We start from the raw sequence: 14,714 nt of genomic DNA, 5'->3' as shown, positions 1-14,714 counted from the left end.
TTAAAACATGTAAGTAAAAATAAAAATTAGTCAAAGGTCGAAAGTCTTAAAGTCGAACGGCCACTCTTAACTAATAAAAACCATTAAGGGATTAAGGAAATTAAGCGTAAAACTTAATGAACTTAATCCCTTAATGGCTTAAAAAACTTATATGTATAAGAAGTCTTATAACTTAGTTTACCAATAATTAAAAAAACTTACATGACTTATATGGTAAAAAAAACTAAACGAGAGCAGAAACAAATTCCATTCTTACGCTTCCGTCATCATCAATTTTAGTCAGGTTGATTTCATGTAAAGTGTTTACTAACTCAGGATTCCAAGGTGTTTTTACTTTTACGTAGTTCTCCGTAAACCCATGAATATATCCTTCTTTATTTTCACTTTCAAACAGTACCGTTCTATTGGTTCCCAACTGGCTTTCGTAAAACGCACGACGTTTTTTAACTGACAATCCACGCATCATTTTACTACGTTTCGAACGAACATTAGCAGCAACAACTCCAGGCATATCAGCAGCTTCCGTATTATCACGTTCTGAATAAGTAAAAACATGTAAATACGAGATATCCATATCATTCAAGAAATGATAGGTTTCTAAAAAGTGCTCATCTGTTTCTCCTGGAAAACCTACAATCACATCCACACCAATACAAGCGTGTGGCATTACTTCACGAATTTTGTTTACACGTTCCGTATATACTTCCCGTTGGTAACGACGCTTCATTAATTTCAATATATCATTACTTCCTGATTGTAAAGGAATATGAAAGTGCGGTACAAAAGTCCTACTTTTCGATACAAATTCTATTGTCTCGTTTTTCAATAAATTCGGCTCAATAGATGAGATTCGCAATCTTTCGATTCCTTCTACTTTATCAAGTTCTTGAACCAATTCCAAGAATGTATGTTCGTGTTTTTTATTTCCAAATTCTCCCTTTCCGTAATCTCCAATATTTACTCCAGTCAATACAATTTCCTTGATGTCTTGAGCTGAAATGTCTTTTGCGTTTTTCAACACATTTTCCAATTCATCACTTCTAGAAATCCCTCTTGCTAGTGGAATAGTACAATAAGTACATTTGTAATCACAACCATCCTGCACTTTCAAGAAAGCACGGGTTCTGTCACCAATAGAATAACTTCCTACATAGAAATCAGCTTCTGATATCTCACAAGAGTGCACTTCTCCCATATCATTTTTACTCAAATCATTGATGTAATCCAAGATTTTGAATTTTTCCGTAGCACCAAGTACCAAATCTACACCATCAACAGCTGCTAGTTCTTCTGGTTTCAATTGAGCATAACAACCCACCGCTGCAACAAAAGCTTTGTCATTGAGTTTCATCGCTTTCTTTACGACCTGCTTGAACTGCTTATCTGCGTTCTCCGTCACTGAACAGGTATTAATAACATACATATCAGCGACTTCTTCAAAATCAACACGATCAAAACCTTCATCTTGAAAATTTCGAGCAATTGTTGATGTTTCTGAAAAATTCAGTTTGCATCCAAGCGTATAAAAGGCAACTTTTTTTCTGTTTTCCATAGGGATAAACTACGTTTTAAGTAGTAACTTATTATATTTACATCTTTGTAAAAAGAGTTTGCAAATTTACGTACAATATTCTTTAAAATGAAATCAATAATCCCTTATATATCAGTAATTTGTATTGTATTAACATTTGTTTCTTGCGGAAAAGAGAGCAAAGAAAACAAAGACCAGCTTGTTTTTAGATACAATGAAAGTTCTAATATCACCTCTTTGGATCCGGCCTTTTCAAAAGTACAGTCAAATATTTGGGCTTGTAACCACATTTTCAATGGTTTGCTACAATTGGATGACAGCCTGCATATAAAGCCTGATATTGCGAAATCCTGGACTATTGCGCCAGATGCAAAAACCTACACATTTACCTTACGCAATGATGTCCTTTTCCAGAAACATATCCTTTTTGGTAAGGATAGTACCCGAACGGTAAAAGCCCAAGATTTCGAATACAGTTTAGGTCGTTTATTGGATGAAAAAGTAGCATCACCTGGTGGATGGGTATTGCAAAATGTAGAAAGTTTCAAAGCCAAAAATGACAGTGTTTTTGAGATTAAATTGATCAAACCATTCCCTGCTTTCCTTGGCCTAATGACCATGAAATATGCCTCTGTTGTACCCAAAGAAGTTGTAGAACATTACGGAAGTGATTTTCGTTCACATCCAATAGGCACAGGACCCTTCCAATTCAAATTATGGGAAGAAAATGTAAAACTGGTTTTGCGAAAAAACCCGCTGTATCATGAAAAAGACGAAAAAGGAAACGCTCTTCCTTATCTTGAAGCTGTTGCAATTACTTTTTTGCCCGACAAGCAAAGTGGTTTTCTGCAATTCATACAAGGAAAATTAGATTTTACTTCTGGATTGGATCCTTCCTATAAAGACGAAATTCTTACCCAAAAGGGAGAACTACAACCTAATTACGTAAATGACGTAAACCTGATAACAGGTCCGTACCTTAATACTGAATATTTGGGGTTTCGAATGGACGGTGATAACAAAACTGTTTTGGACTCACGCATCCGAAAAGCAATGAATTATGGCTTTGACCGACAAAAACTAGTTACCTATTTGCGAAACAACATGGGTACACCAGCCGTAAACGGAATGATCCCAATGGGTTTACCAAGTTTCAACAATGCAAAAGGCTATGATTACGATATTGAAAAAGCAAAAGAATTAGTTAACGACTACAAAAAAACAACAGGAGATAAAAACCCAGTTATTCAATTGAGCACGAATGCATCTTATGTTGATATTGGGGAGTTTTTGCAAAGGGAATGGCAAAAAATAGGTTTAGATGTGCAAGTTGATATTAGTCCGCCTTCTACTTTGCGACAATCAATATCTACCGGTAAAGTGTCCTTTTTTAGAGCGAGTTGGATTGCTGACTATCCTGATGCCGAGAACTATTTATCACTGTTTTATAGTGGTAATTTTTCACCAAACGGTCCAAACTACACCCATTTTAAAAGTGTCGAATTCGATAAATTATACGAACAGGCTTTTAAGGAAACTGATGATCAAAAACGCTATGTTTTGTATCAAAAGATGGATAAAATCATCATAAACGAAGCGCCTGTAATTGCTTTATTTTATGACAAAGTAGCCCGTTTTACCAGAAAAAGCGTAAGCGGTTTAGGCATGAACCCCTTGAACTTATTGAGTTTAAAAAAGGTGAAAAAGAATTAATTTAAAAGGAATCGCTGTCGATTAAATTGGTTGCGTAAATTCACAATCAGTATTCTGTAATTTAAAGCTGATAATTATTTATATTTGTAGTACCTATAATTTATACTAATATCATGCAATCAACTCAATTACAAATAGAAAAACTAAACTTGATTGAAAAAATAATTCATATAGAAGATGAAAATCTAATTAAATATTTGAATGCTATTTTATTGGAAGATAAAAATGAATACCAACTTTCAGAAGAACAAATTAATATTATTCAAGAAAGTCGTTCAAAATACTTATCAGGAGAGGATAAAGGAAAAACCTGGGATGAGGTAAAAAGCAGCTTGCTTAAAAAAAGAGATGAAAGAATTTAAATTAATTATTTCTAGAAAAGCTGAAAATCAAATTGAAGAAGTTTTTTTAAACTATAATTTAATCTCTGATAAAGTAGCTGACAATTTTTTAATTCAATTATATAATTGTTTCAACTCTATAAATAAAAACCCAACTATTTTTCAAGTATTTAAGACACATTTTCGACAAGTACCTATTAAAAAATACCCCTACTTAGTAATTTATTCAATCGAAAATAAAAATACTATTATTATTTTATCTGTTTTTCATACCAGCAGAGATCCAAGTAAAAAATTAAGATAGTCACTTTTTTCCGAAAAGTTACTTACGGTAAGGTCCAATATTAATTGGTAGCACTTCAGCAACTCTAAGCTAATTATTTGAAATGATAAAAAGCCTTCTATTAGAAGCATCCGACTTTTTAGACACCGTAAAATCTTGGAAAATGGCTCCTCATTATATTAATCAAAAACTAAAAAACCATTGAAAAATTAAGTTTATTAAGAACTGATCTTAAATTACCTTAATTTCTTAATGGTTCAATATAATTTTCAAAAATCTAATTCAAGATAAACCTTTTCACTACCTCAGCAACGCCATGGTTATTATTAGATGCAACAATTACATCTCCTTTATCGCGAAGTTCCGGTGTTACATTATCAACCCAAACACCTAAACCTGCATATTCAATCATCGTTAAATCATTCCCTGCGTTACCAACAGAAATGATTTCTGATTGAAGAATGCCTAATTTTTCTGCCAAAATTTTAATACTAGCTCCTTTATCAATCCCGTTTTGAGCTACTTCTAAAAAGAAAGGTTTTGACATACTTACACTCAGATGAGGCATCGCTTTTTTCAGGTCTTTTTCCACTTCTTTCAAATAACTTGGTTCTTCCAGCAAAATACATTTCACAGCAGGCGACTGAACGGCAGCTTTAAAATCCAATACTTTATTATGAATCAAGCCTGTAATATTTAGCTCAATATCTATATATTCAGAACTCGTTTCACTGACCACTTTTCCGTCTAAATAGGTAATAATATGCGTTTTACTTTTTAGGCTATAGTCATATAATTCATGAATTTGTTCTTGAGTTAAAGTCTGCTCAAAAATGATTTTATCCTCTTTTAAATCAGAAATCACAGCTCCGTTATAAGATATCATATAGGAATTATGCAAGTTTAACTCTTTGGCATATTCTGTCATTGCCGGCGTTGGCCTACCAGACGCCAAAACTACATGAACACCCATTTCCTGAGCTCTTGCAAGCATTTCCTTATTCTCAATCGAAACTTCATGGTCATCATTCAACAAGGTATCATCCATGTCTAAAACCAACATTTTGTATTTCATGTCTTCTATTTAAATTATTATTCAAATCCGGTTTTAAAAAGAAAACCCTGATGCAAAGAAAAGCATCAAGGGTTCTATATCTAAAGTGACGGCAGCATATTAAATACTAAGTCTAAATTCTTCAATCACAGGGCTAACCTTGCCATACTCCGTTTCCTGAACAAAAAGTTCAACAGCTGATCCTGAACTTCCAAAACCTGCCAATCTTGCCGACTGGATATTGTCTTTCTTCACTACATCTACGCCAATTGCTTCAATTTTTTCTTTTAAAGCCAATGCTAAAATTTCGCTTCCCGAAAATACTTTCATTAATCCCATCTTTATTTTATTTTATGTTATTTTTCATCTTCTTCACTATCCTCTTCTTCGTCTTCGTCTTCGTCAATTTCAAACAAGAAAGGCTCTACCAACATTTTTTCAGCAAGTATATCAATTCGGTCTGTCATTTGCTCCGAGAAAATGATGCGTTGCGTTCTAGTAATACTGTTCGAAATACGCATGATTTTAGTTTCATGGCGCAATCTCAATATTGGATCAGCATCATCAAGAATAAACATTTTAAGTCGGTTCACGTTAAAACCGGCCATAGTAAACATCTCGTTTAACTTATTAGGAGTTCCAATCAAAACATCAATTCCACCTGAAATGAAATTTTTATCGTATTCCATATCCCCTCTGTCATGTACTCCATAAACAGTCATATTAGTGTATCTACCATACTTTTCAAAAAGCGCTTCCATCTCCAATACCTTGGCTTTGTCTTCCACAATAATCAAAGCACGTGGAGATTGCTCTCCTTCACAAACTAGTTGCTGAATCACGTTGATTACGATAGTAGTTGTTTTTCCACTTCCTTTTGGCGCTACAATAATACAATCTGCACCGCTTTTTAAAGTCGAAAAAGTTTCTTTTTGCATTTGATTAGCTTCCGTTAAGCCGTTTTCAATTAATGCTTCTTGTAGCTTTTCGTTTAATTTTTTTAATTTCATTTACTTTAGATTGAAAGATTTAAACATTAAAAAATTAAAAGATTACACTCTCAATTTTTAAATTATTTAATCTTTAAATTATTTAATCATTTTGATGCAAATAACTTCACATCATTCTCGGAAATTTCGCTTCCGCCAAGGATAATCAAACGCTCCACTACATTTCGTAATTCACGAATATTTCCTGTCCAATCGTATTCTTGTAATAATTTGACAGCATCTTTAGAAAATTTCTTCACTGCATTTCCTTGCTCTGAAGCAATTTTATTTGTGAAATGAGAAATCAATAATGGTATATCGTCTCGTCTTTCATTTAATGAAGGAACTTTAATCAATATAACAGCCAAACGATGGTACAAATCCTCACGGAAACGCCCTTCGGCAATCTCCGTTTTCAAATCTTTATTGGTAGCCGCAACTACACGAACATCCACTTTTATATCTTTATCTGCTCCTACTCTGGTGATCATACTCTCTTGTAGCGCACGCAACACTTTGGCTTGAGCCGAAAGACTCATATCGCCAATTTCGTCCAGAAAAATAGTTCCTTTATCTGCAGCTTCAAATTTACCTGCTCGGTCTTTCACCGCAGAGGTAAATGCTCCTTTAACGTGACCAAATAATTCGCTTTCTATCAATTCGCTTGGAATTGCAGCACAGTTCACTTCGATTAAAGGGAAACTAGCGCGTTCACTTCTTTCATGCAATTGATGCGCGACCAATTCTTTTCCGGTTCCATTAGGTCCTGTGATCAGAACTCGAGCTTCAGTTTGGGCTACTTTGTCGATCATCACTTTAATGTGATTAATCGCGTCGCTTTCCCCGATCATCTCGTAGTTTTTACTGACTTTTTTCTTTAAAATCTTATTTTCTAAAACCAATTGTTTTTTGTCCAATGCGTTTCTGACCGTATTCAATAAACGGTTTAAATCTGGTGGTTTCGAAATATAATCGAAAGCGCCCATACGCATCGTATTTATAGCCGTTTCCATATCCCCATGACCAGAAATCATAACGATAGGAATTTCAGGTTTTATTTTTTTGACTGCTTCAAGCAATTCAACACCATCCATTTTTGGCATTTTTATATCGCACAAAACTAAATCGTAGTCGTTGTTTTTTATTTTTTCATAACCTGCAACACCATCTTCTGCATCTTCCACCTGATAGGTATCACTTTCTTCAGAAAGTATTTTGGAAAGTACTCTTCTAATAGCAGCTTCGTCTTCTATAATTAATATTTTTGGCATAATTATTTTGTGGTTTTACCGCAAAGTTCGCAATCCCGATAGCTATCGTGATCACTGAAGTTCACTTGATTATTTTTAACCTGATTTTGTAGCCCCGATTGTAGTGAAAATCCTTTTTAGATTCGCCTTTTTGGCGAAGTAAAAAGATTGCAGCGAAAAGCGGGAAATAGCTCCAAATTATTTTAATATTTTAACCATTTATACAACTCTTTCCATGTGGGCTTTTTACCGTACATCAATATTCCAACGCGGTATATTTTAGCAGCAAACCAAACCACTGAAAAGAAAGTAGCAAATAATAGCGTTACCGATATTGCAATTTGCCACAAAGGTACACCAAACGGGATTCGCATCAACATCACAATGGGTGATGTAAGCGGAATCATTGAAAAAACGACTGCTAAAGTTCCATGCGGATCACTCATTACGCTGAAAAAACCAACATAAACACTCAACATTAATGGCATAATGATAGGCAACAAAAATTGCTGAGAGTCTGTTTGATTATCTACAGCTGCACCAATTGCTGCGTAAAACGAACTGTATAAGAAATAACCACCTATGAAATAAACGACAAAACCGATGAGAATGCTTGCGATAGGCAAGTTCCACAACTCTTTGATATACATTTGGGCAGGACCAGCAAATTCATTCTGCGCTTGCTGCATCATTTCTGGTGAAACTTTAGCAGTTGGCCCAACGTTTACACCAAAAAACACTGAAGCGGCAAACATCAAGGAAAGTCCTATTACAGCCCAAATAAAGAACTGTAGGATTCCGGCTAACGATGTCCCTATGATTTTACCAATCATTAATTGGAATGGTTTTACCGAAGAAATAATTATCTCTATAATTCGATTGGTTTTTTCTTCAATCACTGAACGCATCACCATGTTTCCGTAGATAATGATGAACATCATAATCAAATAACCAAATCCGCCACCAATGGCAATTTTAATTTCGTTGAGTCCTTTTACACTTTGTTCTCCTGAGGCTTTGGCAAGACTAATATTTACTTTTGACTGTGCATTTTTAATTGCTTCTGTATCCAATTTTGCCTCTAAAAGGTTAATATTGGTTATTTTATTAGCAACGATACTTTGTACATTTTCAATAAATGAAATGCTGGGACTATCATTTGATATGAATTGGATCTTGCTTTCTAGATCAGCTACATTAGTCGTTTTAGGAATCAAAAGTAATCCCTCGTAGCTTTCATTTGTAATGCTATCCTTGAGAAACTTTGCATCAATCAGCGATAAATCAACATATTTATATCCGCTTTTATCACTGTTTTTAGAAACAAACTCATTGACAAATAAACCTGATTCGTCATGAATCGCGATCCGTTTAGTTTCCGCTTTCATAGAACTTAAATAGCCCACAAATGCGGCAATTCCAACAAAAAGTAACGGACTTAAAAAGGTCATAACAATAAAAGATTTATTACGCACTTTGGCAACAAATTCTCTTTTTATGATTAATGAAATAATACTCATAGGAGTTCTAAATTATAATTTACTTTTCGCTTACAGTTTGGATAAAAATATCATTTACGCTAGGTATTTTCTCCACAAAATGGGTTACCTGTCCGCGTTGTGTCAAGACATTCAGTAATTCATTTGGCATGGCATTTCCTAGTTGAATTTCGAGTTTCAACTCATTGCTAAGCGATTTGAAATTTGCGGGACCAACAGTAAATTTTTGCGTAATATCATACATTAGACCTTCTACATTGTCAGATAAAATTCCAACTTCGAAACTATTTGTCTTAAAGTTTCTTTTAACGTCATCTAACTTCCCCTCTATGAGCTTATTCGATTTATGAATTAAAGCGATATGGTCACATAACTCTTCCACACTTTCCATACGGTGTGTAGAGAAAATTATAGTAGCTCCCTCTTCTCTCAAAGCAAGTATTTCATCTTTTATAATGTTGGCATTCACGGGATCAAAACCAGAAAAAGGCTCATCAAAAATCAACAATTTAGGCTTGTGCAGCACACAAACGACAAACTGGATTTTTTGGGCCATTCCTTTAGATAGCTCTTGTACTTTCTTGTTCCACCAGCCTTGAATTTCTAATCTTTCAAACCAATAGTTCAATTGTTTTTTAGCTTCGGCTTTAGACAAGCCTTTCATTTGAGCCAAATACAAACATTGCTCTCCCACTTTCATACTATTGTACAATCCTCTTTCTTCAGGAAGATATCCAATATATTGAACATGCTTGGGCTGCAACTTTTCACCGTCAAGGATGATTTCGCCGCTATCTGGTAAAGTAATTTGATTTATTATTCGGATCAGTGATGTTTTTCCGGCACCATTTGGACCTAACAGTCCATAAATACTGCCCTTAGGAACGGATAACGAAACTTCGTTAAGCGCCACGTAATCACCGTATTGCTTCACTACTTTATTAACTTCAAGTAAGGTACTCATGCTGAATTTTGAATTTGTGTAAAAGTAAATAATTAGTATCGAAATAGGTCTAATTGTTACATAAAAAAACCCACCCTTATTTTCACAAGGGTGGGGAAACTTATTTTGAATTTTTAAGCTTTCTAAAAATTACGAAAACATATCTTTTACTTTCTCAAAAAATGATTTATCTGATTTTTCAGGATTTGGGATGAAATTTTCATCTGTCAAATTCTTCTCGAAAAATTGTTTTTGGTCCTTGTTTAAGGTTTTTGGCGTCCATACATTCACATGTACTAACAAATCACCATTTCCGTAACCGTTGATACTAGGAATTCCTTTTCCTTTTAATCTCAGAATTTTACCTGATTGAATTCCTTCTTCCAGTTTAATTCTCACTTTTCCGTTTATAGCTTCGATATCTTTTGATATACCAAGAACCGCTTCAGAAAAACTGATATATAAATCATAATGTAAATTCTCACCTTCGCGTTTCAAGAATTGGTGCTCCAACTCTTCAATAGCTACAATTAAATCTCCTGGAACACTGTTCCCTGGAGCATCGTTCCCTTTATTAGAAACTTTCAATTGCATTCCGTCAACTACACCTGCAGGAATTTTTATAGAAACGGTATCGTCCTCAGTAATCATCCCTTGTGAGTCTGCTTCAGCTGGTTTTTTGTCCAAAATCTGGCCTGAACCTGCACAAGTAGGACAAGTAGAAGCTGATTGCATTCTTCCCAATATCGTATTAGTTACTCTCATTACTTGACCTTGCCCATTACAGGTAGAACAAGTTCTATAAGAAACGCCTGGTGCTTGCACTTTACGTTTTACTTTTACTTTCTTCTCAACTCCATTTGCAATTTCCTCAAGCGTCAATTTCACTTTGATGCGAAGATTGCTTCCTTTGGTTCTACGTTGACCTCCGCCACCGCCACCAAATCCGCCACCACCACCAAAGGCACTACCGAAAATATCTCCAAACTGGCTGAAAATGTCATCCATATTCATTCCGCCGTGACCGCCTCCGCCAAAACCGCCGGAACCGTCAAAAGCTTGATGACCATATTGATCGTATTTCGCTTTTTTGTTTGGGTCACTTAAAACCTCATAAGCCTCAGCAGCTAATTTAAACTTTTCTTCTGCCGATTTGTCGTCAGGGTTCTTGTCAGGATGATGCTCTAATGCTTTTTTTCTGTAGGCTTTCTTTATTGCTGCAGCATCTGCACTTTTTGAAATACCTAATATCTCGTAAAAATCTTTTTTCATTTTTATATTTTTGAATGGCACAACTGCGACCAATCGCATTACTGGTACAGACGTTACTTATTGCGCCTTTTATATTAATTGGATGCGACGAATCGCAACTCCACTATTGCCCAATAACAACTTTTGGAAAACGAATAATTTTATCGCCTAATTTGTATCCTTTTTCAATCACATCAACAATTTTCCCTTTCATCTTTGGAGATGGAGCTGGAATTTGCGTGATTGCCTCAGCAAAATCAGCATCAAATGTGTCACCATTCTTAATCTCAACTTGCTCTAGCCCTTTTGAAACTAAAGTACCTTTTAATTTTTCATGGATTAACTCCACTCCTTTTAAAAGTAATTTATCATCAGACTTACTTATTTCGACCATTGCTCTGTCAAAATCGTCCAAAACAGGTAGCATAACCAACAAAACTTCTTGGTTAGCAGTTTTAAACAACTCTATACGCTCTTTTGAAGTTCTTCTTTTATAATTTTCAAATTCAGCAAATAATCGTAAATATTTATCTTTCTCTTTCGCTAAGTCTTGCGTCAATTGCTCTTCTACACTTAACTCATCAGCAACAACCTCTTCGTTCGTGTTGTTTTCTAATGTTACATCATCCATCTCTTTATCGATTTCTGTATTTTCAGTAGTCATATTACCTTTATTTTTAAAAATATTTTTAAACATCATTTTTGCACTTTTCTATGGATTGCAAAAGTACTGCCAATTCTACCTAAATGTCAAATTGTCATTCTTTTTTGATTATCCTTTATCTACTGAATTTTAATCTTTAAACATCCATCCCTAAACAGAACCTAAATTTTAAGATTATTTTAAGAGTATTACGGTTTAGTTTCTATAAGTTTGTTACCGGTTCTGATCTAAAATATGGTTAGTTACTGTATAATTATTAATTCGTGATTACCCCATATTAAAAAAAGCTTCGTTTATTTAAACAAAGCTTTTTTTTATGCCTGAAATTTATTTACAAAAGTGCCTTTTTTAATCCTTCAAAATCAAGTGAAAGTTGGTCTCCAGTCTCCAAGTTTTTCAGAGCAAAACTGCCAGATGCCATTTCATTTTCTCCTATAATCACCGCATAAGGAATATTACGTCTATCAGCATGCTGAAATTGCTTTGCTACTTTTGCATTGTCTGGATACAATTCTACTTTTATACCTGAAGTCCTTAATTGCTGGATTGCTTTCATTGCATAAAAAGCTTCGTTATCTCCGTAATTAATAAACAATGCTTTTGTAGTTGCGGTAACTGTTTTTGGAAATAGATTCAATTCTTCGACCACTAGATAAATACGGTCTAGTCCGAAAGAAATCCCGACACCACTCATATTTTTTAAGCCAAAAATACCTGTCAAATCATCATATCGTCCACCACCACCTATGGATCCCATAGCTACTTCTTTTGGCGGTGCCACTTCAAAGATTGCTCCGGTATAATAATTCAAGCCTCGAGCCAAAGTAACATCAAGGTCCAGAACTGCTGTTGACAATCCTAAATTCATTGTGTTATCACAAATAAAACGCAACTCTTCAACGCCTTTCATTCCTTCCTCTGAAGAAGCTAATAGTTGCGATAGTTTTTCGATTTTCTCTGAAATAGATCCCGTGAAATTAAATAGAGGCTGTACTTTAGTTATAGCTTCCTCTGAAATTCCTTTTTCGATCATTTCCTTTTTTACGCCATCCTCTCCTATTTTGTCTAGTTTATCAAGAGCTACAGTAAAATCAATCAATTTATCTGATGCGCCAATTACCTCAGCAATTCCAGATAAAATTTTTCTGTTATTGATTTTAATAGTAGCCCCTTTCAGTCCCAAATCTGTAAAAACCATGTCGTAAAGCTGAACCAATTCTACTTCTTGCCACAAGGACTTTGAACCTACAACATCGGCATCACATTGAAAAAACTCTCTAAAACGGCCTTTTTGCGGTCTGTCAGCACGCCAAACTGGTTGAATTTGGTATCTTTTAAAAGGAAATTCAATATCGTTCTGGTGTTGCACCACATATCTTGCAAATGGTACAGTCAGATCGTAACGCAAAGCTTTCTCAGAAATACTAGAAGTTAATTTAGTACTATCCTTAGATTCCAAATGGGCTGCATTGGCTTTCGCCAAATAATCACCTGAATTTAATATCTTGAAAATTAAACGGTCGCCTTCCTCTCCATATTTCCCCATAAGAGTTTCAGAGTTTTCAAATGAAGGTGTTTCTATAGGTTGGAAACCAAATTTCTCAAAATTACTCTTGATAATTTGCATGATATATTGTCGTTTTGCCACCTCAGCAGGTGAAAAATCTCTTGTTCCTTTAGGTATACTCGGTTTTGATGCCATTATTAATTGTAGATTATAGATTGTAGATTTTAGATTTATTATGTCTAAAATCATATTTCATTAATAAAATCTAAAACCCATCCCGATAGCTATCTGGAATTAAATCTTAAATTTCATGCTGCAAATATCTTATTTTTAAAATAAATAATGCTCCTTCCAAAACAAACTTGTAACAAAAATTGTATTTTCGTGTCAAACTACTATGATGCTAAATTTATTCAAAGAAAACGTACGGATTGCCGTTGGTTCGATCAGAACACAATTATTACGAACCACTCTTACCGTTTTAATTATCGCCATAGGGATTACCGCCTTAGTTGGAATACTAACCGTGGTTTCTGCCTTAGAAAATACTATCTCCTCTGATTTCGCATCGATGGGATCTAACACATTCAATATCAAACAATACGAAAACATCATAGGAAGACAACGCGGTGAGGAACGCGAAATCATAAACCCTATTATTTCCTACTCTGAAGCAGTGGCTTTCAAAAACAAATACAACTTTCCCTTTTCTGAAACTTCGCTGTCGTTTACAGCAACTTCTACTGCAGAAGTGAAATATGAAGCTAACAAAACCGATCCAGAAATAGCTGTTCTGGGTGTCGATGAACAGTTTATGTCTAATTCTGGTTTAGAAACGAGCCTAGGGAGAAACTTTACAGGCTTTGACATAGACAACAATAACTATGTTTGCGTTGTGGGTTCTGATTTTGAAAAAGGACTCCTAAAAGATATTAATCCTATTGGTAAAACCATTTCTATACGCGGGGCACGATTTAAAGTGATTGGCGTACTGAAAGAAAAAGGCTCTACTTTTGGCAATAAACAAGATTTAAGGGTTCTAATTCCAATTCAATTGGCTCGATCTTTATTTACAGCACCCAATATTAATTATACCATGAGCGTAATGGTTACCAAAAAAGAATTGTTAGACCAAGCCATTGATAATGCTACCATTACCATGCGTAATGTACGTAAATTGAGCCCAGTAAAAGACAATAATTTTGGCGTTGTGCGAAGTGACGACCTTATTAACAGAATCCTTGGAATCACAAAATACCTTGGTCTCGCATCCTGGTTAATAGGAATCATCACCGTCCTGGGCTCTTCCATTGCTTTGATGAATATTATGATCGTTTCAGTCACAGAACGCACCAGAGAAATAGGAGTTAGAAAAGCCTTGGGCGCAAAACGTTCCACCGTTGCCATCCAGTTTTTTATAGAAACCTTACTAATTGGTCAACTGGGAGGTATTGTGGGTATTATTTTAGGGATATTGATAGGATTTGGAATCGCCACAGCCTTTAGTTTCGACTTCGTTATCCCGTGGGTTGCTATTTTTGCCGCTTTTCTGACTAGTTTTATTGTGGCAATAGTTTCTGGTTTATATCCAGCGATAAAAGCCGCATTTCTAGATCCAATCGAAGCCTTGCGTTATGAATAATTTTCGACAAGCAGCGTTAGCTTAAACTAATACAAACTCAATATTAG

Annotated in this window: 14 protein-coding genes; 4 read left to right on the top strand and 10 right to left on the bottom strand. The window is 34.9% G+C overall.

Annotated features, from left to right (window positions below; all coding sequences use genetic code 11):
* Positions 1 to 223 precede the first annotated feature (223 nt).
* Positions 224 to 1,552: a tRNA (N(6)-L-threonylcarbamoyladenosine(37)-C(2))-methylthiotransferase MtaB gene (gene mtaB / locus BLV91_RS06790; protein ID WP_091431059.1), complete on the bottom strand. Its 1,329-nt coding sequence runs from the start codon at positions 1,550 to 1,552 to the stop codon at positions 224 to 226.
* Positions 1,553 to 1,639: 87 nt separating this feature from the next.
* On the opposite strand from mtaB, the gene BLV91_RS06785 reads away from it, so the two are divergent.
* The 3 genes from BLV91_RS06785 to BLV91_RS06775 all read left to right on the top strand — a co-directional run bounded on the left by BLV91_RS06785 (position 1,640) and on the right by BLV91_RS06775 (position 3,889).
* A complete protein-coding gene (locus BLV91_RS06785) occupies positions 1,640 to 3,244 on the top strand; it encodes an ABC transporter substrate-binding protein (RefSeq protein WP_091431057.1) in 1,605 nt (534 codons plus the stop codon).
* 113 nt (positions 3,245 to 3,357) lie between these two features.
* Entirely contained in the window at positions 3,358 to 3,606 is a 249-nt protein-coding gene (locus BLV91_RS06780) for a hypothetical protein (protein WP_091431055.1), read from the top strand.
* On the top strand, positions 3,593 to 3,889 hold the full coding sequence (locus BLV91_RS06775; protein WP_091431053.1) for a type II toxin-antitoxin system RelE/ParE family toxin: 297 nt from the start codon (positions 3,593 to 3,595) through the stop codon (positions 3,887 to 3,889). The genes BLV91_RS06780 and BLV91_RS06775 overlap by 14 nt, the downstream gene beginning before the upstream one ends.
* 256 nt (positions 3,890 to 4,145) lie before the next feature.
* Here BLV91_RS06775 and BLV91_RS06770 read toward each other — a convergent pair whose 3' ends face one another.
* The 9 genes from BLV91_RS06770 to hisS form a co-directional block, all read right to left on the bottom strand.
* On the bottom strand, positions 4,146 to 4,943 hold the full coding sequence (locus tag BLV91_RS06770) for a Cof-type HAD-IIB family hydrolase (protein WP_091431051.1): 798 nt from the start codon (positions 4,941 to 4,943) through the stop codon (positions 4,146 to 4,148).
* Positions 4,944 to 5,042: 99 nt separating this feature from the next.
* Positions 5,043 to 5,261: a DUF2007 domain-containing protein gene (locus BLV91_RS06765; protein WP_091431049.1), complete on the bottom strand. Its 219-nt coding sequence runs from the start codon at positions 5,259 to 5,261 to the stop codon at positions 5,043 to 5,045.
* Between the two features lie 17 nt (positions 5,262 to 5,278).
* Positions 5,279 to 5,932, bottom strand: coding sequence for a DEAD/DEAH box helicase (locus BLV91_RS06760; RefSeq protein WP_091431047.1), 654 nt, complete (start codon positions 5,930 to 5,932; stop codon positions 5,279 to 5,281).
* Positions 5,933 to 6,018: 86 nt separating this feature from the next.
* Positions 6,019 to 7,182, bottom strand: coding sequence for a sigma-54-dependent transcriptional regulator (locus BLV91_RS06755; protein WP_091431045.1), 1,164 nt, complete (start codon positions 7,180 to 7,182; stop codon positions 6,019 to 6,021).
* A 182-nt stretch (positions 7,183 to 7,364) separates the two neighbouring features.
* Positions 7,365 to 8,681 carry an ABC transporter permease gene (locus tag BLV91_RS06750; RefSeq protein ID WP_091431043.1) on the bottom strand — a complete coding sequence of 439 codons (1,317 nt, stop codon included), beginning with the start codon at positions 8,679 to 8,681 and terminating at the stop codon, positions 7,365 to 7,367.
* A gap of 19 nt (positions 8,682 to 8,700) precedes the next feature.
* On the bottom strand, positions 8,701 to 9,624 hold the full coding sequence (locus BLV91_RS06745; protein ID WP_091431041.1) for an ABC transporter ATP-binding protein: 924 nt from the start codon (positions 9,622 to 9,624) through the stop codon (positions 8,701 to 8,703).
* A gap of 129 nt (positions 9,625 to 9,753) precedes the next feature.
* Positions 9,754 to 10,875: a molecular chaperone DnaJ gene (gene dnaJ, locus BLV91_RS06740; RefSeq protein ID WP_091431039.1), complete on the bottom strand. Its 1,122-nt coding sequence runs from the start codon at positions 10,873 to 10,875 to the stop codon at positions 9,754 to 9,756.
* Between the two features lie 103 nt (positions 10,876 to 10,978).
* Positions 10,979 to 11,554, bottom strand: coding sequence for a nucleotide exchange factor GrpE (locus tag BLV91_RS06735; protein ID WP_175513968.1), 576 nt, complete (start codon positions 11,552 to 11,554; stop codon positions 10,979 to 10,981).
* A 295-nt stretch (positions 11,555 to 11,849) separates the two neighbouring features.
* Positions 11,850 to 13,220 (bottom strand): histidine--tRNA ligase, encoded by a 1,371-nt coding sequence (gene hisS / locus BLV91_RS06730; RefSeq protein WP_091431245.1) that lies wholly within the window; start codon positions 13,218 to 13,220, stop codon positions 11,850 to 11,852.
* A 202-nt stretch (positions 13,221 to 13,422) separates the two neighbouring features.
* On the opposite strand from hisS, the gene BLV91_RS06725 reads away from it, so the two are divergent.
* Complete coding sequence (locus tag BLV91_RS06725; protein WP_175513967.1) at positions 13,423 to 14,667, top strand: ABC transporter permease; 1,245 nt, start codon at positions 13,423 to 13,425, stop codon at positions 14,665 to 14,667.
* Positions 14,668 to 14,714 lie beyond the last annotated feature (47 nt).

Origin of the sequence: Flavobacterium degerlachei (assembly GCF_900106645.1) — a bacterium.
GTDB classification, from domain to species: Bacteria; Bacteroidota; Bacteroidia; order Flavobacteriales; family Flavobacteriaceae; genus Flavobacterium; species Flavobacterium degerlachei.
Note: the sequence above shows the minus strand (reverse complement) of the source record. Positions and strands in the feature narration are given on the sequence as shown.

Bases quoted from the DNA above. Each gene is read 5' to 3' on its own strand.
- BLV91_RS06765 (WP_091431049.1), bottom strand. From the start codon at position 5,261: ATGGGATTAATGAAAGTATTTTCGGGAAGCGAAATTTTAGCATTGGCT.
- BLV91_RS06780 (WP_091431055.1), top strand. From the start codon at position 3,358: ATGCAATCAACTCAATTACAAATAGAAAAACTAAACTTGATTGAAAAA.
- BLV91_RS06760 (WP_091431047.1), bottom strand. From the start codon at position 5,932: ATGAAATTAAAAAAATTAAACGAAAAGCTACAAGAAGCATTAATTGAA.
- dnaJ (WP_091431039.1), bottom strand. From the start codon at position 10,875: ATGAAAAAAGATTTTTACGAGATATTAGGTATTTCAAAAAGTGCAGAT.
- BLV91_RS06755 (WP_091431045.1), bottom strand. From the start codon at position 7,182: ATGCCAAAAATATTAATTATAGAAGACGAAGCTGCTATTAGAAGAGTA.
- BLV91_RS06750 (WP_091431043.1), bottom strand. From the start codon at position 8,681: ATGAGTATTATTTCATTAATCATAAAAAGAGAATTTGTTGCCAAAGTG.
- BLV91_RS06745 (WP_091431041.1), bottom strand. From the start codon at position 9,624: ATGAGTACCTTACTTGAAGTTAATAAAGTAGTGAAGCAATACGGTGAT.
- BLV91_RS06770 (WP_091431051.1), bottom strand. From the start codon at position 4,943: ATGAAATACAAAATGTTGGTTTTAGACATGGATGATACCTTGTTGAAT.
- BLV91_RS06735 (WP_175513968.1), bottom strand. From the start codon at position 11,554: ATGATGTTTAAAAATATTTTTAAAAATAAAGGTAATATGACTACTGAA.
- BLV91_RS06725 (WP_175513967.1), top strand. From the start codon at position 13,423: ATGATGCTAAATTTATTCAAAGAAAACGTACGGATTGCCGTTGGTTCG.
- mtaB (WP_091431059.1), bottom strand. From the start codon at position 1,552: ATGGAAAACAGAAAAAAAGTTGCCTTTTATACGCTTGGATGCAAACTG.
- BLV91_RS06785 (WP_091431057.1), top strand. From the start codon at position 1,640: ATGAAATCAATAATCCCTTATATATCAGTAATTTGTATTGTATTAACA.
- hisS (WP_091431245.1), bottom strand. From the start codon at position 13,220: ATGGCATCAAAACCGAGTATACCTAAAGGAACAAGAGATTTTTCACCT.
- BLV91_RS06775 (WP_091431053.1), top strand. From the start codon at position 3,593: ATGAAAGAATTTAAATTAATTATTTCTAGAAAAGCTGAAAATCAAATT.